This is a genomic window from Curtobacterium sp. MCJR17_020, from assembly GCF_003234365.2.
Classification (GTDB): domain Bacteria; phylum Actinomycetota; class Actinomycetes; order Actinomycetales; family Microbacteriaceae; genus Curtobacterium.
This window is the reverse complement of record NZ_CP126260.1, coordinates 187,537-210,600: the sequence shown is the minus strand read 5'-3', so window position 1 is coordinate 210,600 and position 23,064 is coordinate 187,537. Positions and strand designations below refer to the sequence as shown.

19 protein-coding genes are annotated in these 23,064 nt (G+C 69.4%); 14 read left to right on the top strand and 5 right to left on the bottom strand.

Going from position 1 to position 23,064, the window contains the following annotated elements; all coding sequences use genetic code 11:
• Positions 1–42 precede the first annotated feature (42 nt).
• On the top strand, positions 43–549 hold the full coding sequence (locus DEJ14_RS01030) for a RidA family protein (protein WP_111086480.1): 507 nt from the start codon (positions 43–45) through the stop codon (positions 547–549).
• The gene (locus DEJ14_RS01025; RefSeq protein ID WP_159572869.1) at positions 546–1,748 is read left to right on the top strand and encodes an MFS transporter; all 1,203 of its coding nucleotides are present in this window, start codon (positions 546–548) and stop codon (positions 1,746–1,748) included. The genes DEJ14_RS01030 and DEJ14_RS01025 overlap by 4 nt, the downstream gene beginning before the upstream one ends.
• Here the strand turns inward: DEJ14_RS01025 and DEJ14_RS01020 are convergent.
• Both DEJ14_RS01020 and DEJ14_RS01015 read right to left on the bottom strand, forming a co-directional pair.
• A complete protein-coding gene (locus DEJ14_RS01020) occupies positions 1,735–3,189 on the bottom strand; it encodes an aldehyde dehydrogenase family protein (protein ID WP_111086482.1) in 1,455 nt (484 codons plus the stop codon). The genes DEJ14_RS01025 and DEJ14_RS01020 overlap by 14 nt on opposite strands.
• A 46-nt stretch (positions 3,190–3,235) precedes the next feature.
• Entirely contained in the window at positions 3,236–4,255 is a 1,020-nt protein-coding gene (locus DEJ14_RS01015; RefSeq protein ID WP_111086483.1) for a phosphotriesterase family protein, read from the bottom strand.
• 224 nt (positions 4,256–4,479) lie between these two features.
• Between DEJ14_RS01015 and DEJ14_RS01010 the strand changes: the two genes are divergently transcribed.
• The 10 genes from DEJ14_RS01010 (at position 4,480) to DEJ14_RS00965 (ending at position 16,622) form a co-directional block, all read left to right on the top strand.
• A complete protein-coding gene (locus DEJ14_RS01010) occupies positions 4,480–6,114 on the top strand; it encodes an APC family permease (RefSeq protein WP_111086484.1) in 1,635 nt (544 codons plus the stop codon).
• 13 nt (positions 6,115–6,127) lie between these two features.
• A complete protein-coding gene (locus DEJ14_RS01005) occupies positions 6,128–6,967 on the top strand; it encodes an urea amidolyase associated protein UAAP1 (protein WP_111086485.1) in 840 nt (279 codons plus the stop codon).
• Positions 6,967–7,671 (top strand): urea amidolyase associated protein UAAP2, encoded by a 705-nt coding sequence (locus DEJ14_RS01000; protein ID WP_111086486.1) that lies wholly within the window; start codon positions 6,967–6,969, stop codon positions 7,669–7,671. Before DEJ14_RS01005 ends, DEJ14_RS01000 begins: the two co-directional genes overlap by 1 nt.
• A 26-nt stretch (positions 7,672–7,697) precedes the next feature.
• Positions 7,698–11,363 (top strand): urea carboxylase, encoded by a 3,666-nt coding sequence (uca, locus tag DEJ14_RS00995; protein ID WP_111086499.1) that lies wholly within the window; start codon positions 7,698–7,700, stop codon positions 11,361–11,363.
• A complete protein-coding gene (gene atzF / locus DEJ14_RS00990) occupies positions 11,360–13,141 on the top strand; it encodes an allophanate hydrolase (protein ID WP_111086487.1) in 1,782 nt (593 codons plus the stop codon). The genes uca and atzF overlap by 4 nt, the downstream gene beginning before the upstream one ends.
• A gap of 23 nt (positions 13,142–13,164) precedes the next feature.
• On the top strand, positions 13,165–13,857 hold the full coding sequence (locus DEJ14_RS00985) for a TetR/AcrR family transcriptional regulator (protein ID WP_111086488.1): 693 nt from the start codon (positions 13,165–13,167) through the stop codon (positions 13,855–13,857).
• Between the two features lie 45 nt (positions 13,858–13,902).
• The gene (locus DEJ14_RS00980) at positions 13,903–14,511 is read left to right on the top strand and encodes a biotin transporter BioY (protein WP_111086489.1); all 609 of its coding nucleotides are present in this window, start codon (positions 13,903–13,905) and stop codon (positions 14,509–14,511) included.
• A gap of 71 nt (positions 14,512–14,582) precedes the next feature.
• Positions 14,583–15,032: a hypothetical protein gene (locus DEJ14_RS00975; protein ID WP_111086490.1), complete on the top strand. Its 450-nt coding sequence runs from the start codon at positions 14,583–14,585 to the stop codon at positions 15,030–15,032.
• Entirely contained in the window at positions 15,032–15,451 is a 420-nt protein-coding gene (locus DEJ14_RS00970) for a DoxX family protein (protein WP_111086491.1), read from the top strand. The genes DEJ14_RS00975 and DEJ14_RS00970 overlap by 1 nt, the downstream gene beginning before the upstream one ends.
• 562 nt (positions 15,452–16,013) lie before the next feature.
• Positions 16,014–16,622 carry a DUF8453 domain-containing protein gene (locus tag DEJ14_RS00965; protein ID WP_146249821.1) on the top strand — a complete coding sequence of 203 codons (609 nt, stop codon included), beginning with the start codon at positions 16,014–16,016 and terminating at the stop codon, positions 16,620–16,622.
• A 282-nt stretch (positions 16,623–16,904) separates the two neighbouring features.
• Here the strand turns inward: DEJ14_RS00965 and DEJ14_RS00960 are convergent, their stop codons facing one another.
• Positions 16,905–17,942 (bottom strand): hypothetical protein, encoded by a 1,038-nt coding sequence (locus DEJ14_RS00960; protein WP_146249822.1) that lies wholly within the window; start codon positions 17,940–17,942, stop codon positions 16,905–16,907.
• Between the two features lie 671 nt (positions 17,943–18,613).
• Between DEJ14_RS00960 and DEJ14_RS00955 the strand changes: the two genes are divergently transcribed.
• Positions 18,614–19,636 carry an IS481 family transposase gene (locus tag DEJ14_RS00955; protein ID WP_284179978.1) on the top strand — a complete coding sequence of 341 codons (1,023 nt, stop codon included), beginning with the start codon at positions 18,614–18,616 and terminating at the stop codon, positions 19,634–19,636.
• Here DEJ14_RS00955 and DEJ14_RS00950 read toward each other — a convergent pair.
• Positions 19,617–19,883 carry a hypothetical protein gene (locus DEJ14_RS00950; protein ID WP_146249859.1) on the bottom strand — a complete coding sequence of 89 codons (267 nt, stop codon included), beginning with the start codon at positions 19,881–19,883 and terminating at the stop codon, positions 19,617–19,619. The two genes, DEJ14_RS00955 and DEJ14_RS00950, sit on opposite strands and share 20 nt — an antisense overlap.
• A gap of 1,100 nt (positions 19,884–20,983) precedes the next feature.
• Between DEJ14_RS00950 and DEJ14_RS00945 the strand changes: the two genes are divergently transcribed.
• Positions 20,984–21,151 carry a hypothetical protein gene (locus tag DEJ14_RS00945; RefSeq protein WP_181437674.1) on the top strand — a complete coding sequence of 56 codons (168 nt, stop codon included), beginning with the start codon at positions 20,984–20,986 and terminating at the stop codon, positions 21,149–21,151.
• Between the two features lie 129 nt (positions 21,152–21,280).
• Here DEJ14_RS00945 and DEJ14_RS00940 read toward each other — a convergent pair whose 3' ends face one another.
• Positions 21,281–22,126, bottom strand: a complete 846-nt coding sequence (locus DEJ14_RS00940) for a hypothetical protein (RefSeq protein ID WP_146249858.1) — start codon at positions 22,124–22,126, stop codon at positions 21,281–21,283.
• Between the last annotated feature and the right edge of the window lie 938 nt (positions 22,127–23,064).

Below are 23,064 nucleotides of genomic sequence, written 5' to 3'. Positions count from 1 at the left end.
CAGGTTGTATCCATTACCGCCACTGCCGGATACTGTTGAGCCATGGAGCACTCCGCTGAAGCCCGCGCGCAGGAACTCGGACTCGTCATCCCGGACTACGCGAACCCGCCCTACGGTGGCCGGTACGGCAGCTCGCTCCGCGCGTTCCACCGCACCGGGGACCTGCTGGAGCTGAGCGGCATGACCCCGGAGTCACGGGACGGCACGATGCTGCACCCGGGGTCGGTCGGGGTCGACATCACCCTCGAGCAGGCTCGTGAAGCGGCCCGCTACACCGCGGTCAACGCCCTCGGCATGATCCGCTACGCCCTCGGCTCGCTCGACGAGGTCGCCGCACTGTCCCGCGGGCTGTGCTTCGTCCTCTGCCCGCCCGGGTTCGAGCAGCTCAACCAGGTGTCGAACGCGGCCAGCGACCTGCTGTTCGACGTCTTCGGACCGGACGTCGGTCGGATGGGCCGCGCGACGATCGGTGCGACCGCCCTGTCACGGAGCGCCTGCTTCGAGCTCTGGCTCAGCCTGGAGTGCCGCCCCCGCCGAGCCGGGGAGTGAGACCGCTCGCCGAGACCGGCACGCGGGGGACCGCGTTCTGGCTCCTCGTCGTGGCGTCGACCGCCGGCTACGTCGTCAACGGTGCGAGCACCCCGGTGGTGCCACGGGTGGCGACGGACCAGCTCGGCGCCGACCCCGCCGTCGGTGGGCTGCTCGTGTCGCTCGCGGGGTTCGTGGCGATCGGCGCGATGCCACTCGCCGGAATTCTGAGCGACCGGCTCGGTCCACGACGTGTCCTCCTCGGTGCCGGGTTGCTGGCGGCGGCCGGACTCGGCATCGTGCTCGTCGCGCTGAGCGTCCCGAGCCTCGCGGTCAGCCGGCTCGTCTTCGGCGCCGGCAACGCGGCCACCGCCACCGCCCTGACTGCCTGGGTCGTCGCCGAGGTGCCGGTGACCCAGCGGAGCCGCGCACTCGGCCTGTTCGGGCTCGCCGTCTGGATCGGTCTCGCCCTGGGGCCCGTGGTCGGCGAGAACCTGTACCAGTCGGCCGGACACCGCACCGTGTGGGTCGTCGCGATCGGCATCCAGCTCGCCGGGCTCGGAGTGGCACTGCTCACGCGGGGCGGGTCGGCTCCGGTGCACCGCAGCCCGGCACGGCCGGCCGGTGCGGGTCTGGCGGCGGTGCTGCGGGCCGTCGTACGACCGGGCGCGGCGGGACTCGTGGCCTGGGCGGCCGAGGGCTTCATGATCGCGTTCCTCATCCAGCACCTGGTCGGGCAGGGCGTCGGCGCGCAGGGACTGACCGGGGCCGCGAACGTCTTCACGGTCTTCGCAGCGAGCGTCGTCGGGGTGCGACTGCTCCTCGGCGGACTGCCGGACCGGATCGGGCCCGTCCGCACCGCACGAGGAGCCCTGGTCGTCCTCGCCGCAGGGCTGGTCGTCCTCGCGGTCGCACACGACTTCCCGACCGCGGCCGCCGGTGCCGTCCTGGTCGGTGCCGGGTACTCGCCGCTGTTCCCGACGCTCACGATCCTGAGCACCCGGACGCTCGACGACCGCACCCGGGCCACCGGCGTCGGCGTCTTCTCGGCCGTCACCAGCGCGGGCTACGCCGTCGGCTCACTCGTGGGCGGGGTCCTGGTGTCGGCGGTCGGTTCCGGGTGGGCGCTCGTCGTCCTCGCCGCCTTGCAGCTCGCCGCGGTGCCCGCACTCGGCAGGCACGACGGCGGCGGCACCGGTCGCGACCTCAGAGCGCGATGACGACGCTCTTCGACTCGCAGAACGCGCGCAGGGCCTCTTCGCCGAGGTCGCGGCCGAGGCCGGACTCGCCGACCCCGCCGAAGGACAGCGCCGGGTCGAACAGGTTGTAGGTGTTCACCCACACGGTGCCGGCGTGCAGCCGCTGGCCCATCCGGTGGGCGCGGGACAGGTCGCGGGTCCAGACCCCGGCGGCGAGGCCGTACGTCTGGTCGTTCGCGATGGCGATCGCCTCGTCCTCGTCGTCGAACGGGATGACACCGACGACGGGCCCGAAGATCTCCTCGCGCGCGATGGTCATCGTGTTCGAGACGCCGGTGAAGAGCGTCGGCTCGACGTAGTAGCCCGGGCGCTCGGGCACGCCGCCGCCGACCGCGACCGTCGCCCCCTCGGCCTTGCCCTGCTCGATGTACCCGAGCACCTGCTGCCGCTGCTCCTCGGACACGAGCGGTCCGACGGTGATCCCGCCGTCGAGCCCGTCGCCGACGGGGACCTTCCGGACGGCGGCGACCAGGCGCTCGGTGACCTCGTCGAGGACCGACCGCTGCACGAGCAGGCGGCTGCCCGCGGTGCACATCTGGCCGGAGTGCCCGAACGACGCACGCATGGCGGTGAGGACGACGGCGTCGAGGTCGGCGTCCTCGAACACGATGTTCGGGCTCTTGCCGCCGAGCTCGAGGGTCAGGCGCTTGAAGTCCGCACTCGCGGCGGTCATCACCTTGCGGCCGACCTCGGTGCTGCCGGTGAACGAGACCTTGTCGACACCGGGGTGCGCGGTGAGCGCGGCACCGACCCGGCCGTCGCCGGTCAGGACGTTGACGACGCCGGCGGGCACACCGGCTTCCTCGCAGATCGCGGCGACCCGGAGCATCGTGAGCGGGGTCTGCTCGGCCGGCTTGACGACCACCGTGCAGCCCGCGGCGAGCGCCGGTGCGAGCTTGAACGCGCCGGTCATGATCGGGAAGTTCCAGGGCAGGATGAGCGCCGCGACGCCGACCGGTTCGAGGGTCGTGTACACGTGGTGCGCTCCGCCGTCGACGGGGACGACCGTGCCGGTCAGGCGCGAGGGAGCGCCGGCGTAGTAGCGGAACACCCGGGCCGAGGTCGCGGTGTCGGCGCGGGAGCGCTCGATCGGCTTGCCGTTGTCGCGGGTCTCGAGCACGGCGAGTTCTTCGAGCCGCTCCTCGATCAGGTCCGCGACGCGGTTCAGGATGCGGCTGCGGTCGTGCGGGCTCATCCCGCTCCACCGGCGGTCCTCGTGTGCCCGGCGCGCGGCGGCCACGGCGGCGTCGACGTCGGCGGGACCGGCCTGCGGCACCCGGGTGAGCAGCACCTCGGTGGCGGGGTCGAGCACGTCGAGGAGTTCGGCGCCGTCGGGTGCGGTCCAGGTGCCGTCGACGAGGAACGGCTCGAGCGGGGCCAGGGGTGCGAGCGTGTCTCTCATGACGGTTCCTCCGTGGGACGTGGGTGCGGTGGGTCGGGGTGCTCGGTCAGGGACGGTCGAGCAGTCGAGCGGGCTCATCGACCGTGATCCGGGTGAGGACCTCGTCGGGTACGCCGAGTGCGCGGAGGCCGGGGACGACCCGGGCGGTCAGGTGGTCGAGGCCGTGTCCGCCGTACCGACGGAGCTGGCCCTTCGTCCAGGTGGCGTGGCCGAAGACCCAGCGGGTGTCGGGGGCGTTCTCGCGCAGGGCCAGGAAGGCGTCGAGCCGTTGCGGATCGCTGGCGTTGCGGATGCGACCGACGTGCGAGCCCTCGTTGCCGAAGCAGAGTTCGAGCACGGCTCCTGCCTGGCCGAGGTCGCGCAGGTAGGGCAGGTCGAGGAACTCGTCGACGGTCGAGAACACGACCCGGCTCGGGTCGACCCCCTCGGCCACGACGTGCGCGAGCACCTCGAGGCCGTTCCGGGCGTCGGCGGCCAGCCGGACGACGACGGCCGCGCCGGTGATCGCCGCCGCTCGTGCAGCCGCCGTGAGACTGCGGCGTTCCTCGAGTCCGTCGGCGGTCGCGAACGCCGTCGTCGTCCCCATCAGGCCGAGCAGCCCGGCGCGGTACGTCGTCCCGGGGACCGCCTCGGTCAGGACCGTCTCGAACAGCTGCTGCCGCGCATCGGTGCCCAGGTCGAGGTACCACTCGGGCAGCAGTCGTGGCAGGTAGGCCCCGTATCCGGCGACGATCCCGACGCCGCTCGCCCGTGACAGCTCGGGCAGCCGGGCGTGGTCGGGGCCGAAGCCGAGGGAGCTCAGGTCGACGGCGAGCCCGAGGCCGCTGTTCCGCGCGGTGCGGAGTTCGTCGGCGAGCAGGTCGACGTCGTCGAGGCGCAGGTTGTCCGCGAGTGCGAGCTGGCTCCACCGCAGGGCGGCAGCCAGGTCCGCGGTGACCGCGAGGCTCGGTTCCAGCGCTTCGACACCGGGTCGCTGCAGGGCACTCGCGTCGGTCAGCAGGTGCTCGTGCATCGACACCGCACCGATCCCGGACGACTCGACGGGGCCGAGGACGGTCTGGATCACGACGTGCCTTTCGCGGTGGCGGACTTGACGGATCCAATCTACATCGGTTTGGATCCCTCTTGTCCACACGTGTCGCCGAGCTCCTCGCTCGACTCCGAACGTTTACACGCGGCCCCCTTCCGTCACGTGCCCGAAACAGCCGGGCAACGACGGCGACACGGGTCCGCACGACACTGGTCGCACTACCTGTCGCCCGACAGGTACTCCGCGAAAGGTCTGCAGCCATGCGCTCTCCAGAGTCACCGCTCCACGCACCGCGCGCCACGTCCAGCGTCGACCCCGTCGACACCCAGGGCTCCGCCCGACTCGGCTACGAGCAGGAACTCCACCGCGGGGTCGGCTCGTTCTCGTCGTTCGCGGCCGGGTTCTCGTTCGTCTCGATCTTGACCACCGTCTTCCAGCTGTTCGGCCTCGGGTTCGGACTCGGCGGTGCCGCGTTCTTCTGGGCCTGGCCACTCGTCTTCGGCGGCCAGCTGCTCGTCGCGCTGAACTTCGCGCAGCTCGCCGCCCGGTGGCCGATCTCGGGCGCGATCTTCCAGTGGTCCAGTCGTCTGGCGGGCGCGCGCTTCGGGTGGTTCACCGGGTGGACGATGATCATCGGGCAGATCCTCACCGTGGCCGTCGCGGCCATCGCGGTGCAGGCCGTGCTCCCTGCGATCTGGAACGGGTTCCAGGTCGTCGGCGGCCCCGGAGCCGACCCCTCCCTCGCCTCGTCGACCGGTGCTGCGAACGCGGTGGTGCTCGGCATCGTGATGCTCGTCGTGACGACCCTGGTGAACATCACGAGCGTCCGGCTGATGGCGCGGGTCACGAGCTTCGGCGTGCTGATCGAGATCATCGGCGTCGTCGTGCTCATCGGCGCCCTCTTCCTGCTGCCGCACCGCAGCCCTGCGGTGGTGTTCACGACCGCCGGCTCGACGAGCACCGAACCCTACGTCTGGGCGTTCCTGGCATCGTCCCTGATGGCTGCCTACGTGATGGTCGGCTTCGACTCCGCCGGTGAGCTCGCCGAGGAGACGCACAACCCCCGCCGGACCACCCCGAAGACCATCGTCCGCGCGCTCACCGTCTCCGGCCTCGGCGGTGGGCTGCTCATCATCGGTGCCCTGGTCGCCGCCCCGAGCCTGACCGACGGCAAGCTGGCGACGCAGGGACTCGCCTGGGTGATCACCTCGACGCTCGGCGACGTCTTCGGCCGGCTGCTGCTCTGCACCGTCGCGGTCGCCGTGTTCGCCTGCACCCTCGCCGTGCAGACCGCCGGGGCGCGCATGGTCTACTCGATGGCCCGCGAGAAGGCCCTGCCCTTCCACCGCACGCTCGCTCGGGTCTCACCCCGGACCGGGACGCCGATCGCCGCGTCGATCGTCGTCGGTGTCGGTGCCGGCCTCGCACTCGCCGTGAACATCGGTCAGTCCGCGATCTTCACCGCCCTGTCCAGCCTGTGCATCGCGATGCTCTACCTGGCCTACCTCGGCGTCACCGGCCCCCTGCTGGTCCAACGCATCCGGCTCCGACGGTCCGGCTTCCCCGCCGGCGTGGACGAGGACGGCAAGCCGCTGTTCACACTCGGCCGGTGGGGCATCCCGCTCAACGCCCTCGCCGTCGCCTTCCAGATCGGCATGGCGGTCAACCTCATCTGGCCGCGCCCGGAGATCTACGACCTGACCGGGAACTCGTGGTGGCTGCAGTACAGCGCACTGCTGTTCATCGGCGCCGTCCTGCTCGTGGGTTGGGCGTGGTCGGCCCGGCGGCACCGTGCGCACGGACCGATCACCCTCGCAGAGGTCCCGTCCACCGCCTCGGTCCCCGCCGTCCAGGCACCCGCCTCCGCGACCGCGACCGCGACCGTCGAAGCCTGACCGAAGGAACCCCATGCGCGACCTCCACCAGACCGACAGCGTGCTCGCCTCGCGTTCCGATGCGCGCGCCCAGGCCGGGACGCAGTCCGAGTACATGCCGTACCTGCCGGCCTCGACGTCACCGTTCGCCCCCGACGGCGTGGACCGCGCACAGCTCGTCTGGGCAGAGACGGTGGCCCCCGGCGGGTACACGCACAAGGTCCTGGCCAGGGGCTCGCGGCTACGCTTCGACGACCCGACGGGGCAGGCCTGCGCCAACCTCCTGGTGTTCAACGCGCTCGAACCGTGGGAGCGGTTGAACGTCGCCGACACGCAGAAGATCCCGTGGCAGGCCTACCTCGGCGTCGGCACGCCGCTGCTCAGCGGGGACGGCCGTGCCCTGGCGACGGTGGTCGAGGACACCTCGGGGCACCACGACGCCTTCTGCGGCACGTCGACCGACGCCTGGAACGAGCGGAAGTACGGCGGTGCGGCACCCGAGGGGCCCAGCCCGAGCGGCCGGTCGCTCCTCGTGAAGGCCGCCGCCAAGCACGGGCTGACGAGGCGTGACCTGCCGCCGAGCGTCTCGTTCTTCCGGGGCGTCCGGATCGACGACGAGGGGGCGATGACCTTCACGGGGTCGGCCGGAGCCGGGCACCACGTCACCCTCGTCGCCGAGCTGCCGCTGCTCGTGCTCGTCGCGAACGTCGCGCACCCCATCGACCCCCGGCCGGAGTACGCCGTCGGCCCGCTCCGGGTGCACGCCTGGCGTGGGGCACCGACGACCGACGCGGACGAGCGGTTCACGGCGACGCCGGAACTCACCCGCGCCTACCTGAACGCCATCGACTACGCGGAAGCACGAGGCCTCTGATGCCCGACACGACGACGCACACCCGCACCTCCACCGTCCCGGTCGGCGCCGTCCACGCCCCCGACGTCGCCCTGGACTGGAGCGAGTCCCTCGTGCCCGGCGACGTCGTCCGCGACGACCGGGTCGCCCCGCTCGCACCCTGGTCCGCCGTCGTGCGCGCCGGCCAGGTGCTCACCATCGTCGACGTCGGCGGCAACCAGAGCGCCGACTGCCTGGTCTACGACGCGCACGACCCCGACGAGCGCTACAGCGTCCCGGACACCCTCGCGGCCCAGGGGAACGCCTACGTCCGCACCGGCACCGTGCTGATGTCGAACGAAGGGCACCCGCTCATGACGGTCGTCGCCAACGAGATCGACCGGCAGGACACCATCGGCGGCGCGTGCTCGAAGGAGTCCAACACCCTGCGGTACGGCCACCACACCCAGTACCAGCACGGCTGCCGCGAGAACTTCCTGGCCGAGGCCGGCCGGCACGGCCTCGGCGCCCGCGACATCGTCTCGAACCTCAACTGGTTCATGAACGTCCCGGTCGAGGCCGACGGCGCCCTCGGGATCGTCGACGGCATGAGCGCACCGGGCAAGCGCGTCGCCGTCCGGGCCGAACGCGACGTGCTCGTCATCGTGTCGAACTGCCCCCAGATGAACAACCCGTGCAACGACTTCTCCTGCACCCCGCTGCGCATGATCGTGGTCCAGCCGTGATCGCCGCCCCCGACACGGAGGACACCGTGCCCCAGCCACCCGCGCTCTCCACCGACACCGTCCTCGTCGCCAACCGCGGCGAGATCGCCCGCCGGGTGATCCGCTCCGCCAAGGCCCTCGGCATGCGCACCGTCGCCGTCTACTCGGACGCCGACCGGGCCGCGCCGCACGTCCGCGAAGCCGACGTCGCCGTCCGCCTCGGCCCGGCCCCAGCACGCGACTCCTACCTGCGCATCGACGCCGTGGTGCAGGCAGCGAAGGACACCGGCGCCGGCTTGGTCCACCCCGGCTACGGGTTCCTGTCGGAGAACACGGACTTCGCCCGCGCCTGCGAGGACGCCGGCATCCGGTTCGTCGGGCCGACCGCCGACCAGATCGTCCGCTTCGGCGCGAAGCACACCGCTCGCGAGCTCGCCGCCGCAGCCGGGGTCCCGATGCTCGCCGGCACCGGCCTGCTCGAGAGCGTCGACGACGCCGTGACCGAGGCCGAGCGCATCGGACTGCCGGTGATGCTCAAGGCCACCGGTGGCGGCGGCGGCATCGGCATGCAGGCGTGCGCGACCCTCGACGAGGTCCGCGCGGCGTACACGAGCGTCACCCGCACGGCCACCGCGGCCTTCGGGTCCGCCGGCATCTTCCTCGAACGCCTGGTGCGACCGGCCCGGCACGTCGAGGTCCAGCTCTTCGGCGACGGCCAGGGGCGCGTCGCGGTGATCGGCGACCGGGACTGCTCGTTGCAGCGTCGGAACCAGAAGGTCATCGAGGAGGCCCCGGCGCCCGCGCTGCCCGAGCACGTCCGCAGCGAGCTGCACGAGTCCGCCCGTCGCCTGGCCGCGAGCGTCGGGTACCGCAGCGCCGGCACCGTCGAGTTCGTCTACGACCCGGTGCGCGAAGAAGCGTCGTTCCTCGAGGTGAACACCCGCCTGCAGGTCGAGCACCCGGTGACCGAGGAGGTGTTCGGAGTCGACCTCGTCGACCTCATGCTCCGCCTGGCCCGTGACGGCGCCGACGGCATCGGCGACGACGTCTTCCACCGCACCTGGACCCCGAACGGCCACGCCGTCGAGGCCCGCGTCTACGCCGAGGACCCGGCGAAGGGTTCGTTGCCCTCCAGCGGCCTCGTCACCCAGGCGGTGTTCCCGAGCGCGACCACCGAGTCCGGCGACCCGAGCGGACTCCGCGTCGACGGCTGGGTCGAGACCGGCTCCGAGGTCTCGGCGTTCTACGATCCGATGCTCGCGAAGGTCATCGCCACCGGCGAGACCCGCGACGACGCCCTCGACCGGCTGCGCGACGGCCTCGCCGCCACGCGGATCGACGGCATCGTGACGAACACCGGGCTGCTCCGTGCCCTGACCGACGACCTCGAGCTCCGCACCGCCACGCACTCCACCTCGACGCTCGACGAGACCGACGACCCGGACCCGCGCATCGACGTCATCGCACCGGGCACCATGACGATGATCCAGGACCTGCCCGGCCGGGTCGGGTACTGGCAGGTGGGCGTCCCGCCGAGCGGCCCGTTCGACGCCGCGTCGTTCGCCGAGGCGAACCGCGCCGTGGGCAACCCCGACGGCGCTCCCGCGCTCGAGATCACGGCGACGGGTCCGACGCTGCGCTTCTCGACCGCCGCCGTCGTCGCGCTCACCGGCGCACCGGCGCCCGCGACCCTCGACGGCGACCCCGTCCCGCTCTGGGAGCCGATCGACGTCGGCGCCGGACAGACCCTGGCCGTCGGGACGGCGCCCGGGCCCGGCTTGCGCACCTACCTGGCCGTCCGCGGCGGCTTCGACGTCCCCACGTACCTCGGCTCCACCGCCACGTTCACGCTCGGCGGCTTCGGCGGCCACGCCGGTCGCGCGCTGCTCGCCGGCGACGTCCTGCGCCCGGGCTCCCCGGACTCCGACGCGGCGCACCCCGCCTTCCCCGGGGGCGCCCGACTGGGCCTGGTCGGCGGCCCGACCCCGGCCGAGCACCGCACGGCACTCACCGACGCGTGGGAGATCGCCGTGACCGAGGGGCCGCACGCCGCCCCGGACTTCTTCACCCGCGCGGACCTGGACGTCTTCTACGCCACGGACTACGGCGTGCACCACAACTCGGCGCGCACCGGCATCCGGCTCATCGGGCCCCGACCCGAGTGGGCGCGGACGGACGGCGGCGAGGCCGGTCTGCACCCCTCGAACATCCACGACACCCCGTACGCGGTCGGTGCGATCGACTTCACCGGCGACACCCCGATCATCCTGGGTCCGGACGGGCCCTCGCTCGGCGGCTTCGTCTGCCCCGCCGTGGTCGCCAGCGGCGACCTGTGGAAGCTGGGCCAGCTCCGACCAGGTGACACGGTCCGGTTCGTCCCCGTCCGCGAAGCCGACGCCGCCGCGCTCGAGGCGAACCGGGCCTCCCGGACCGTCCCCCGCACCGGGGGCGACGGCGACGACGGCGTGATCACCCGCCTGGAGGCGACCGACGTCCGTCCGAGCGTCGCCTACCGACGCGACGGCGACGACAACGTGCTCGTCGAGTACGGCGACATGACGCTCGACATCGCGCTGCGCATGCGCGTGCACGCGCTCATGACGAAGCTGCAGCAGGAGGCGCCGAAGGGCGTCCTCGACATCACCCCGGGCATCCGCTCGCTGCAGGTGCACACCGACGCGTCGGTCCTGAAGGCCCGTGACGTGGCCGGGCTCCTCCGCGAACTCGAGGACGAGATCCCGCCCACCGACCAGCTCGTCGTGCCGTCGCGCACCGTCAAGCTCCCGTTGTCGTGGGACGACCCCGCCACACGCCTCGCCATCGAGCGCTACATGAACGGCGTGCGGAACGACGCACCGTGGACCCCCTGGAACATCGAGTTCATCCGGCGCATCAACGGTCTGGAGAGCGTCGACGACGTCTTCCGCACCGTCTTCGACGCGAGCTACCTCGTGCTCGGCCTGGGCGACGTCTACCTCGGCGCCCCGGTCGCGACGCCGCTCGACCCCCGGCACCGTCTCGTCACGACGAAGTACAACCCGGCCCGCACCTGGACCGCCGAGAACTCCGTCGGCATCGGTGGTGCGTACCTCTGCATCTACGGCATGGAGGGGCCGGGCGGCTACCAGTTCGTCGGGCGCACCGTGCAGATCTGGAACCGGTTCCGCCGCGGCGGGCTGTTCCAGGAGCACCCGTGGGCGCTGCGCTTCTTCGATCGCATCGAGTGGTACCCGGTCGGTGCCGACGAGCTGCTCGAGCTGCGGGCCGAGACCGACGCCGGACGGGGCTCGTTCGAGACCGTCGACGGCGAGTTCTCGATCGCGTCGTACAACCGCTTCCTCGAGGCGAACGCGGGCTCGATCGCGGACTTCCGGGCGCAGCAAGCGCGAGCGTTCGGCGAGGAGAAGGAGCGGTGGCGAGCCTCCGGCGAGTTCGACGTGCGCGACGAACCGGCCGCCGTCGTGGCGGACGAGGTCGTCCTGCCCGCCGGGGCGACGGCCGTGACCGCGCCCTTCACCTCGACGGTGTGGCAGGTGGACGTGCGACCGGGCGACCGGGTGGACGAGGGACAGAAGTTGTTGGCAGTGGAGGCGATGAAGATGGAGTCGATGGTGCACGCACCGGTGGAAGGCCACGTGTTGGAGGTCTACATCAAGCCGGGCGACCAGGTCGCACCGGGGCAGGTCCTGGCCGCGATCGGAGCGGGAGCGTGAGCGGGACCAACCGCACGGCGAGCGCCCGCGCAGGCGGGGCGGCGGGTGCCGCCACCGCCGCTGCGGACCGCGTCCGCGACGCCTTCGACCGCATCGACGCCGTCGACCGGCCCGAGGTCTGGATCACCCTGCGCGACCGCGCCGCGGTCCTGCAGGAGGCCGAGGCCGTCGACCCGACGCTCCCCCTCGCCGGCCTGCTGTTCGCCGTGAAGGACAACATCGACGTCGCCGGCCTGCCCACGACCGCAGCCGCCCGCTCCTACGCGTACGAGCCCGACGGCGACGCGACCGCCGTCGCCCGCCTGCGCGCCGCCGGCGCGGTCGTCGTCGGCAAGACGAACCTCGACCAGTTCGCCACCGGTCTGGTCGGCACCCGATCACCCTTCGGCGCGGTCCGGAACGCGTGGGACCCGACGCGGATCTCCGGCGGCTCGTCGAGCGGCTCCGCCACAGCCGTCGCGCTCGGCATCGTCGACTTCGCACTCGGCACGGACACCGCGGGCTCCGGCCGCGTGCCGGCGGCGCTCGGCAACCTGGTCGGTGTGAAGCCGACCAAGGGCCTGGTGCCGAACACCGGTGTCGTGCCGGCCTGTCGCTCGCAGGACTGCGTCACGGTCTTCGCCCGATCGCTCGACCTCGCCCGCACGGCGGCGGAGCTGATGGCCGGGCCGGACGACACCGACCCGCTCGCCCGAATCGACGTCGCCCTCGCCGACGTGCCCGCCGTCCCGCGGATCGCGATCCCGCTGCCCTCGCAGCTCGAGGGCCTCGCGCCGGGCTGGGCAGAGGCCTTCGCCGCCGCCGTCGAGCGCTTCCGCGCACTCGGCCACCAGGTGGTCGAGGTCGACATCGCACCCCTGCTCGACGCAGCGTCGCTGCTCTACGACGGCGCGTTCGTCGCCGAGCGGTACGCCGCCGTCGGCGCGCACGTCGAGGCGCACCGCGACCTGGTCGGCGACGACCTGGACCCGTCGGTCGCCACGATCGTCCTGGGTGGCGCCCGCCCCACGGCAGCGGACCTGTTCGCGGACCAGGAACGCCTCGACGTGCTCGGCGCCGCGGGACGCGCCGCCCTCGCCGGCACCACCGCGCTCCTCACGCCCACCACGACGTGGCACCCCACCCTCGACGAGGTCGCGGCCGATCCGATCGGCGCGAACAGCCGGATGGGTCGGTACACGAACTTCGCCAACCTGCTCGACATGGCCTCGCTCGCCGTCCCTGCCGGGTTCGTCGACGGCCTGCCGTTCGGGGTCATGCTGACCGGTCCCGCGTTCACCGACCGACGGCTCGCGGCGCTCGGCGCCGCGTTCCTCGCGCCCACCGTCGACCTGCTGGTGGTCGGAGCGCACCTCCGTGACCAGCCGCTGAACGGCCAGCTGGTCGCGTCCGGCGGATCGTTCGTCCGGGAGGCCCGCACCGCGTCCGACTACCGGCTCTACGCCCTCGACACGGTGCCACCCAAGCCCGGGCTGGTCCGCGTGGGTCCGGTCGCGTCCGGCGCTTTCGCGCCGGGGTCGGGGACGGCTTCGGGCTCGGGGTCGGCTTCGGGCTCGGGCTCGGGCTCGGGCTCGGGCATCGCCGGTGAGGTCTGGCGGCTGCCCGCCGCCGGGTTCGGCACCTTCCTGGCGTCCCTGCCCGCGCCGATGGCCATCGGCACCGTGGCACTCGAGGACGGCACCGACGTCACCGGGTTCCTGGTCGAGCCGTTCGCCGTCGAGGGCGCCGCGGACATCACGGCGTTCGGCGGCTGGCGGGCCTACCGCGAGCAGGCATGACGCCGCGCTGGGAGGATGGCTCCATGCCCTCCGACGACCGACCGGCCAGGCCCGGTCGCCCGAGGGCCGTCCCGAACGCCGACTCGGCGCGCAGTCCCCGCGACCAGATCCTCGACGCCGCCGCCGCACTGTTCGTCGAGAACGGCATCAGCGCGACCTCGACCCGAGCCATCGCGGAGCGGGTCGGCATCCGCCAGGCGTCGCTGTACTACCACTTCGCCGGCAAGGACGACATGCTCGTCGAGCTCCTGACGACCTCGGTCCGGCCGAGTCTCGAGATCGTCCGCGAGCTCGAACAGCGGGTCCCGGCGTCCGCCACCGCAGCCGGCGCACTGGCCGCGCTCGTCCTGATCGACGTCGAGACCCTCGCCCGCACCCCCCACAACATCGGCACGCTGTACCTGCTGCCCGAGGTGCAGGGGGAGCGCTACGACGGGTTCCGCGCCGAGCGGATCGAGCTGCGGGACACCTACGGGCGCCTCGGGTCGCTCGCCGCCGACTCCGACGTCACCGTCGCGATCTCGCCGGCGCGGCTCGGTGGGATCCTCATCCAGCTCGCCGAGACCGTCATCCAGCTCCGCCGCGTCGGCGGTGTCGAGGACGCCGACCGCGACGCCATCGTCGCGACCTGCCTGCGGGCGTGCGGGCTCGACACCGCTGCCGTGGCGGATGCCCGCCGCGAGGCCGAGTCACTGCTCGCCGCCGTCACCGTCTGACCAGCTCTTCCGTTCGTCTCCGTTGCCCCATCTGGAGGTTCTGCCATGACCGCGCTCTCCCCCGCCGCACACCGTCCACTCGCCGACGCTCTGCTCCCCCGCAACGCGGTCGTGAGCACGGCACTCGTCCTCGGCGGTGCGCTGCTCACCGCCGGCGCCGCACAGGTGTCCGTCCCGCTCTGGCCCGTCCCGATCACCGGGCAGACGCTCGCCGTCCTGCTGGTCGGCAGTGCCCTCGGCGCGCGCCGCGGTGCCCTGTCGATGCTCGTCTACGCGCTGCTCGGAGTCATCGGGCTGCCGGTCTTCGCGGGCGGCTCGGCCGGGTTCGGCGTGCTCGTCGGTCCCTCCGGCGGGTACATCGTCGGCTTCGTCGCGGCCGCTGCCCTCGTCGGGTGGATCGCCGAACGCTTCGGCGACCGCCCGCTGCAGAACTCGGTGCTGTCCTTCGCGCTCGGCACCGTCGTGACGTTCGCCATCGGCATGGGCTGGCTCGCGGTGTCGCTCGGGCTGGACCTGCAGCAGACGCTCGAGTTCGGGCTGTACCCGTTCGTCATCGGCGGCGCGGTGAAGGCGGCGCTCGGTGCCGGGATCATGTCGCTCGGGTGGACGGCGGCGGTCCGGCGTCGCGTCGGTGGTCGAGACGTCGGGCGCTGAAGCGTCGCTCGCTGGGGTGTGCGACGTCGGGCGTCGTGTTAGGTTGTGCACAACATGATCGAGCACAACCGATGACCCGGACCGCCGGGATCCTCCTCGCCCTGCACGGAGCGGGCACGTCGACGACGCGACCCCTGCGCGTCCGGGCGCACCGGATGGTGGAGCGTGGCTTCACCCCCGGCCTCCCGCACGCCGCGCTGGTGCCGCTGCTCGAGATCGCAGCCGGCGCAACCCTCGCGCGGGGCGCACGTCCGTGGACCACGGCTGCCGCTGCCGCAGCGACGGCACTCGGAGCGGTGCGCACCGGCATCGACCTGGAGGACCGCACCGTCACGGTCGGAACCGTCGCCGCCGCAGCACTGGCCGTCTCCGGCGCGACGGCGGTGGCCCGCGCGCATCGCGTCGGCCTCCTCGCGGCGACCGGTGCAGTGATCGTGTTCGAACTCACCCGCCGGCGTCGCATCCGCAGCGTCGGTCGACGCACCGCTCCACCATCCCCTGTGAAAGGCACGTGCCCCTGATGACCTCCCGCCGCCGCACTTCCCGCTCGACCAAGCCCCGCACCGTCGTCCGCATCCTGCTGGGAGCCGCCATGACCTGGGCCGGCGTCAGCCACCTCACCGTCGCACGTCAGGAGTTCCGGGCCCAGGTGCCGGAGTTCGTCCCCCTGGACCCGGACGTCACGGTCCTGGCCTCGGGCATCGCCGAGATCTCCCTCGGTGCCGCACTGATGCTGCTGGTCCGCCGGCAGGCCACCGTCGGGTGGGTCGCAGCGGTGTTCTTCACCGCGATCTTCCCCGGCAACATCGCGCAGTGGATGCACCACCGTGACGGCTTCGGCCTGGACACCGACACCAAGCGGTTCGTCCGGCTCCTGTTCCAGCCCGTGCTGATCGCCGTCGCACTCTGGGCCACGAACGCGCTGCGCAAGCGCCGCTGAGGCGGCGGCAGAGCGCCCCGGTCGCTCACGTCCTCGAGGGCGATCGTTGCCGCATCTGGAGATGCAGAAAACCCCCGCGCGAACGGGGGTTTTCTGAGAAGTGGCGGTACCGGTGGGATTTGAACCCACCGCTCCGTGTTCGTGCCTGCACGGGCGCGCCCCCGAAGGCCGGATTCAAGGGGAAGTCGCCGACGGGCCGGGCCAGTCGGAGCCGTTCCCGGCCAGGTGGTGGTGCACCAAAGTGCACCACAGCACTGCTTGGGGACGCCCGATCCAGAGAGCCGCGCGGAGGCGAAGCACCCGCCCCCGATGGGCGTTCGGATAGCCCCCCATCGCGACTTTCTGCGGACCAGCTATCTGAGACAGGTGGTGAGAGCTGCGTGCGACCGCGATGGCCCGTACGCCGGAGGACCGGCTATCGCGACCGCAAGCCCGGAGGTTCCTCGCTGCGTGAGCTGTTTCCCTGGGCCAGGAAGAGATCGTCCGGCTACCGGTTTGGCTGATGGTCACGGCGGTGTTCCATCAGAAGACCACTGTCTGACCTCTCGGATATTCTCGTCACATGAGCGCAATCTTGCTAACGGCGGCAGCCTTCTTAGGGCTCGGCGCGACGGCCTGGACAGCGATTGGGGCGCTCGCCACGGCGGGCACCTTCCTGATTGCATTGGCTGCGGCGTGGATCGCTCTACGTCAAGTCAAGCAGGCCCGTGAACTGGCTGAAGAGCAGGCGCGGCCGTATGTCGTGGCCTATATCGAGGAACGTCCGGAGTCGTCCAAGATGCTCAGCCTCGTCCTACGCAACATCGGCCACACAGCGGCCCGCAAACTTCAGGTCAGCGTCGATCCCCCGTTCGTTCGTGCGCGTGAAGACGTTGGAGGCCATCACTTCATGGACGCAGTTTTCCTTCAAGAGACAACAGATGTGCTTGCTCCCCAAGCCGAACTCTCAAACTTCCTCGACTCGGGACCGGAGCGATATGCAACTGACCTGCCGGGCGCTTTCTCCGTAAAGCTGCGATATGAGGACCGTGCAGGTGCTGAACTAACTGATGAATACAAGTTGGACTTCACGGCCGGTCGGGGCGATTTGAGGCCAGAAATCCACGGATTGCATCACATTGCCAAGACACTGCGCGCCATTGCAAAAAAGCAGGGCATCACGCACTTCTGATCGCCCGGACTGAAACACCAGGCAAGGTGAGTCGCTGGTTATATGCTATGCATGTCGGAATCGCCGGGGCCAGAGTTTACATTGGGACCGTCTTCGGATGTAGGTGACAGCCGACCATCCCGACCGGCCTGCTGGGCGGCAACCCAGCGTTCAACGAGCTCGTCGACCTGCTCAATGGCCGCCAGCGCAGCCTGAGCGTGCTCGTCGCCCTATCACCGGTCGACCTGCGCGGCGGCGTCGCTCGGCCCCTGACCGGTCCAGCCGATCCCGGTCTGTCGGCGGTCAGGGCGTGCGTACGAAAAGCACTCCCTCCTGAGTCATCAACAGCCCGTGATGTGGGTCGACTGCTAGTGGATTCCGCTCGCGCTCCTGATCGTAAACCTGAGGGTTGGCGCGGTCGACGATGATCACGTAATGGCGTTCGGACGCGAGCTGATTGAACATGCCGATCACTGCCGCGGCCAACTCTCGGAGGTCACGTCGCCGCGAAACCAGGCCCGCCTCGGCCGCGGCTCGAAGTAAACCATCGACGTCGCCGATCGCGGAATCGCGCGAGCGAACTAGGCATAGCGTGACCAGAACGTTCGAAAGATCGTCGTCACGGTGGAGGCCTCGGAGCAGCTTCCGATCATGTTGAAACTGCGACACGATCGAGTACGCGTCCTCATACTGAGCAGTGAACGTTGCGATTCTCCAGAGCTCGTTGTCAGACTCTCTGAGGGAGCTTCGGAGATCCTCGAACTCCGATGGGTCATACTTCCAGCCGTCAAGCATCTCGAGTCCGGCGCGGACCTCTGCCTCATCGGTGGAGTTCACCTGGAACGCGTCCAGGCGGTTGCACGTCATCCACGTGTCGGCTGGCCTGGCTTCAAGGAACGCAAACTCCGTCTCACCCTGAGCAAAGTAGTCGTAGATGGCGCAAACGATGCGGCGCAATCGTGGCTCATTTATGTTCTGTCTCAGTCCAGGAACAATCGGCTCGAGCGAAGAGCTTAAGCGTTCCAGCCGCTGCAAAGCAACTAGGATATCGTCCGCGGTCGCTGAGATTGGCGTTCCGTGCTTCGCGTCATTGTTAGTTCTACGTATCAGGTGAAGGTCGGGCGCGCCAGTCCAGCCAAGCGCGGCGAGGTCCTCCGTCTGGTTGTAGAGATAAGTGTTCGTCCAGTTGTGGCCGCTCGCGACCAGAGTGGTCTCCCAAAGCGCACTCGCGTCTCGCGCAGCCCGTCCGACGTCCGATGCCAGATAGCCCGACGCGAGCTTCTCCTCGAGATTCCGACGAATGTCGGACGTGCCCAAAGCCAACTTCCCCAGAAGGTTCACGTAGGCACTCTAGCGTGGCGCGTAAGCTTATCCTAAGCGCTACCGACGTTTGCCCACTGCGCGCTTTCGCGCGGTCGCACGTGCGATGGCGGCGATGGCGGCGATGGCGGCGATGGCGGCGATGGGTATCGTCCTCTGCCGCTCCGCAGCGGGACTGCAATGACGTCAAACCCAAGGCTGTTCAACTTGCCGGTGAAGGGGGCCGTCCGGTGCCCGGTTGCTCACCGGACGCGGTAGAGGCGGCACTTGTCCGGTCCGGGGACGCATCGAGTTCAGGGCCGGTCGGGGTACAGCACGGCCAAGCCCGACACCTCAGTCGACAGACTCGACGAAGACGGTGCGCACGCCTGCAGAAGCCTGTTCGAGGTTCGAACTTGCACGATTGGTACGGGTCTCCGGACTGAACCGCATCCACACTCGGACCCAGCCGTCTGTCTGGCGGTCGGACGATGCCGTGAGGTCCGTGCCATGACGCCATTCCGGGCCAACTTGCCGATCTGTCAGCGAGGCGACTGCTCTCGCGCCGTCAACTGGTTCGTGGTGCCACCCGGTGGACACGCTAGGTGTTGTGGGTCATGACGTTGTAGACGTCGGGTGGGTGTGAAGAAGCGGGTCCGTTGTCGGTTGGATGGAAGTGCTGACAACCGTTCCGACCTGCAAGGACCCGCTTCGTGACCCACCGTAACGCCCCGCTGTCCGTCGAGGGCCGCCGCCGCCTCATCGAACGCTGCCGCACCCGCCCCATCAGCCATGTCGCCGCCGAGATGGGCATCTCACGGGCGTGCGCGTCGAAGTGGGTGAACCGGTGGCGGCAGCACGGCGGTCTCGGTCTCGAGGACCGCTCCAGCGCGCCCGGAACGTCACCGACCGCGACGCCCGCGCACGTCGTGTCTCGGATCGAGCAACTCCGCCGTGACGGCAAGCACTCGGCTCGCCGCATCGTGACCGAACTCGCCGCAGACCAGGTGGTCATCTCGGTGCGGACGGTAACCCGGGTTCTGGACCGGCTCGGGTTGAACCGTCGCCGCCACATCGACCCCGACGGGGAGGTAAATCGGACGCCGCGGACGATCACGGCCCGGTATCCGGGGCACATGGTGCACCTGGACGTGAAGAAGGTCGGCCGGATCCCTGACGGCGGCGGCTGGCGCGTCCACGGCCGCGGCTCCGACCAACACCGCGCCACCGGCCGGGCACGCACGAAGGACCGCGCGACAGGTGGGAAACGCCCCGGGTATGTGTTCCTGCACTCCGCGATCGACGGGTACTCGAGGCTGGCCTACACCGAGCACCTGCCGGATGAGACCGCGGCGACCACGATCGGGTTCTTCACCCGCGCGAGAGCGTTCTTCCAAGCGCACGGCATCACCCGGTTGACGAGGGTCGTGACCGACAACGGCTCCAACTACCGCGCCGACCGGTTCCACCGCATCGTGCTCGCACACGCGTCCCGGCACCAACGGACACGGCCCTACACGCCCCGGCATAACGGGAAGGTTGAGCGCTACAACCGGATCCTCGCCGACGAGTTCCTCTACGCCCGCACCTTCACCTCAGAACAGCAGCGCGCGGACGCCCTGAAGGTGTGGAACGTGCACTACAACTACCATCGGCCCCACACCACCGCCGGCAACATGCCACCCGCTACTCGTCTCCGCACCGGCGTCACCAACGTCATGGCCTCATACAGCTAGGCATGAAGCGTTGATCGTTCAAGAGTCTCTCGACAACGCGCGCTGCACGCTCAGAGAGGCGATCAGCGACGAACCAGGGACCTGACGTAGGCCAGTAAACGCGCCACTCCCCTTCAACGCTGACCCCGTAGGTCTCAAGACGTCGGATGAACTGATCGAGCGATTCGTCGTCCGGGCCAACGTTGATCGCCTCGTTCACAAAGCCCTCGTAGGTGATGGCGTGCACTTCTCTGATGTTCTTAGTCATGAACGCAACCTAGGGCAAGGACGTGAGCAGCTCCGCTCGCTGTCGTCCTTTCGCGGCGCTCTGTGTCGTGGGGCGTCCCTAGGGCGATCCTGTATTGGTCCCGATCAGCCGTGAGTGTTCGCTTCGTTCACTCACTCTCGGGCCGGCCCAGCCCGGCCCGGGAAGTGCGAAGCCGAACACGGCGCGCGGCTGACGTGGAAGCACGAGGGCACGACGCAGCGCCCCGTGCCATACAGCGCCCGCGTCACCCTCCACGTCCCGAGCGACTGGGGACCCTGCCCGGTCAGCAATCGGTCATCGTGCAGGTGAGGGACCGTGCTTGCGCAAGTCGCGCTGTCGGCTGTGGGCGACGTTCCCGCCTGCCTAAAGGCCTCGAAGGAAACCAGGGTCATGGGCACCAGCCCAGCCCGCCGCCACCGATCGGGGGCCTGTCGTGCAGCGGCCGTTTGTATACGCTCGACGAATGGCGACGACCGGGCTCCACGCGGCTGAGCAATCCCTCGACAAGGTTTTCTCGGACGACTACAACTTCTCCATCCCCGACTATCAGCGGCCGTACCGCTGGGGCGTGGAGCATGACCCCAGGCCTCGAAACCCACCCTCACCGGCGCCACCAAGTGACCCCATGGTTTGAGCCTGCCCTGACCGGCGTCACTAGATGACCCTCTGCCAGCGTCCCGACGCGTGCCGCAGCGCCAGCGCCCGCCAGCCAACCCGGCGCTCAAGAGAAGTTGGCGGCGTCCTGCTCGCCAGGGCGAACGCCGCCATGTGACCGCACCTCGACCAAGTTCTGTCGCCGCGAGCACACCCACTGAATCGAGCGTTCCCCTCCTGCGCGAAGGACTGCCGAGCGAACCCTCCGTCTACCCACCCCTGTGTCCTCAGTTCCGATAACAGTGATTCTCGGACCACGTTGTCGAGGGGTGAAGTGCCCATGGCCGAGGCAAATGAAGCTCGAGCTAGCAGCCACGTGGACGCGTCGGCGACCTCGACATGACTTACTTGCTCAAGCGATCGCAACGAACGCACCGCCGGCGTCCACGCTCGCTAAGTCGAAAGCATCCGATAACGGGCGCTATGTGTAGAGCGGCAATTGCGACGTGAGTGCCCTGCTCGAGTGCGTCCCGACCGTCGCCGGTGAGGCTGTGCTCGATGCGCCGACCGCGTCCGGCCGTCCGCATGATCAGTCCGCGGCTAACGAGGCGGTTCGCGAGGGTGCCGAAAGCCTGGCCACTCTGGAAGGTCGCTACAGCGAGGAGGTGCGTTGATGCTTGCGGAACTCACGCCCTACGTCGCTCGTGCAGCGAGGTGAGCTCGTCGCGGGGAGCGTAACCGAATGGAACGCGCACGCTTTGATACCAAGGCACCTTATTTATCGCTGCTCTACTGGACTTCCGTTAAACTAACGTCCAGCCTTGTGCCTTTTCGGGCAATGAATCTACCCAGGAAACCGGCAACTGGGGGACATCATCACGCTCAGACTCGTCTAGCTTCAGCACCAGCTCACCCCGAGTGATCTCTAAGGTGTCCGGCTGCGCGTGACCGAATGCTTGCAAAATAAGCAAAATTCCACGTGGAGTCATCCGGAGGACGACCCCGGTCTCAGGGAACTCGCGCCGATACTTCTGCCCCAAGTAATTCACCGGCCCCCAAGCTTGAGTATTGAGTAAGTTCTCTGCATTTAGCAGATGGAGCGCCTCCTCCAATAACGTTCCGTCCGTACGATCTCCAATCACGTTCATCGCAGCATCGCCTGAGACATACAGGTCACGATCGATGATTTGATTGAGTGTGCTTATCTCTTGCCCCGCAACTAAGGCATGGATCGCGGAGTATATTGCGTAGTGCATTTTGATGGCCGAGGTCGACATCCGGCCGACTAGCGCAGTCCACGCAACTGCGCTGTCATCCCGACCCTCTGGGGTTCGTGCCGCAGCCAGCACTCCGCTCAGGTATTCGGTCACAAACTCCTCTTCAGCCCACTGCGCCGCATCGAAAACGGCGGCCGCGACGCGGGCAGGCACCGCGCCATTATCAGCTAACGCAACTTTCGACGCGGCCCTTTCCACAACTTTTTGCACGTTGCCCATCCGGTATTTTTCGGCGAGACGCGCGCCCATCTCGTCTGCCAAAGGACCTAGAAGCCGCGTGAACAAGTTGCCCGCAACTTTCACACTCTCGGCCGAGGTCGCATCAACAGCCTTGGCGGCCGACGCGACAGAAACAACCAACGGATCCACCATACACACCCCTACATCATTGTTTGAAGCCCGCCGTGAGACGGAAGTCGATTGGAATCGCTCCGCGTTCTGATGTTCACAGGTCCCGAGCATCGCGGACCATCGAAACCAGTAAAGCGATAGTTGGCATCTCATGCAAGGAACCGTCGCGTCGACGCGCTCTATTCTTGGGCCGTTAGGCAGCGCAGTCGCTCAGCCTTATGAGCATGGCGATGCCGCCACGATGGGGATCACCATAGTCCCGGTGCCATGAGCGGTACCGGACTACGCGCCGCCCTGTCTACGCGAGAAGCTCACACACGCGCGTACGCGGCACTTCGGCACATTGCGCGCTGATAATGTATCTTATGCCAGTTCGGGTTGAGGCGGTCAACCGGATTTCACCCCTACAGCGGCTCGCAAGCTCTCGAAGTAAGCGAAGTTCCCTCCGCCGCAGGTGGCAGAAGAGCAGGACGCTGGCTGCTCAAGCGGGCTTCAAGAGTTCGCGCAGCGGGCCGTGACCTGTGTCTCGTTGTGAGCGGAGGACATGGCTGGCGTACTCGGCGAGGTCGGGGGGCAACGTCTTGCCGTCAATCATGCGTTGGAGCGCGGTCCGTCCATCGCCGCGCTGCATGCACGTTCGCATCGAGGTTTCAGCAAGAATCCGGGTGCTCGCCCCGCCCGTTCGCCTTCGAGAACTCCACCGCTTCCGTCTGCGTAGCCGTGACGCGGAAACCGTGTACTCGAAGGAACGGGACGGTCGAGAACCACCCGGTCCGCTTGTTCGCGTCGGCGCACGCCTGCTTGCGCGCCATCGGTGGCATCGAGGAGCGCTGCAACCGGCGACCAGAGCGTACGGTGCACTAGCTGATCGCCGGAGCCCGCCCTAGGACGAGCGACAGCGCACTCCAGGTAGGAGGCAGCCGCGGCACGGAGTGGAGCGCTCAGGAGCGCACCATGTC

What these genes read in the sequence shown, in the direction of transcription:
- DEJ14_RS01030 (WP_111086480.1), top strand. Translation starts at nt 43, where the DNA reads ATGGAGCACTCCGCTGAAGCCCGCGCGCAGGAACTCGGACTCGTCATC.
- DEJ14_RS01020 (WP_111086482.1), bottom strand. Translation starts at nt 3,189, where the DNA reads ATGAGAGACACGCTCGCACCCCTGGCCCCGCTCGAGCCGTTCCTCGTC.
- DEJ14_RS01010 (WP_111086484.1), top strand. Translation starts at nt 4,480, where the DNA reads ATGCGCTCTCCAGAGTCACCGCTCCACGCACCGCGCGCCACGTCCAGC.
- DEJ14_RS01005 (WP_111086485.1), top strand. Translation starts at nt 6,128, where the DNA reads ATGCGCGACCTCCACCAGACCGACAGCGTGCTCGCCTCGCGTTCCGAT.
- DEJ14_RS01000 (WP_111086486.1), top strand. Translation starts at nt 6,967, where the DNA reads ATGCCCGACACGACGACGCACACCCGCACCTCCACCGTCCCGGTCGGC.
- DEJ14_RS00985 (WP_111086488.1), top strand. Translation starts at nt 13,165, where the DNA reads ATGCCCTCCGACGACCGACCGGCCAGGCCCGGTCGCCCGAGGGCCGTC.
- DEJ14_RS00980 (WP_111086489.1), top strand. Translation starts at nt 13,903, where the DNA reads ATGACCGCGCTCTCCCCCGCCGCACACCGTCCACTCGCCGACGCTCTG.
- DEJ14_RS00975 (WP_111086490.1), top strand. Translation starts at nt 14,583, where the DNA reads ATGACCCGGACCGCCGGGATCCTCCTCGCCCTGCACGGAGCGGGCACG.
- DEJ14_RS00970 (WP_111086491.1), top strand. Translation starts at nt 15,032, where the DNA reads ATGACCTCCCGCCGCCGCACTTCCCGCTCGACCAAGCCCCGCACCGTC.
- DEJ14_RS00965 (WP_146249821.1), top strand. Translation starts at nt 16,014, where the DNA reads ATGAGCGCAATCTTGCTAACGGCGGCAGCCTTCTTAGGGCTCGGCGCG.
- DEJ14_RS00950 (WP_146249859.1), bottom strand. Translation starts at nt 19,883, where the DNA reads ATGACTAAGAACATCAGAGAAGTGCACGCCATCACCTACGAGGGCTTT.
- DEJ14_RS00940 (WP_146249858.1), bottom strand. Translation starts at nt 22,126, where the DNA reads ATGGTGGATCCGTTGGTTGTTTCTGTCGCGTCGGCCGCCAAGGCTGTT.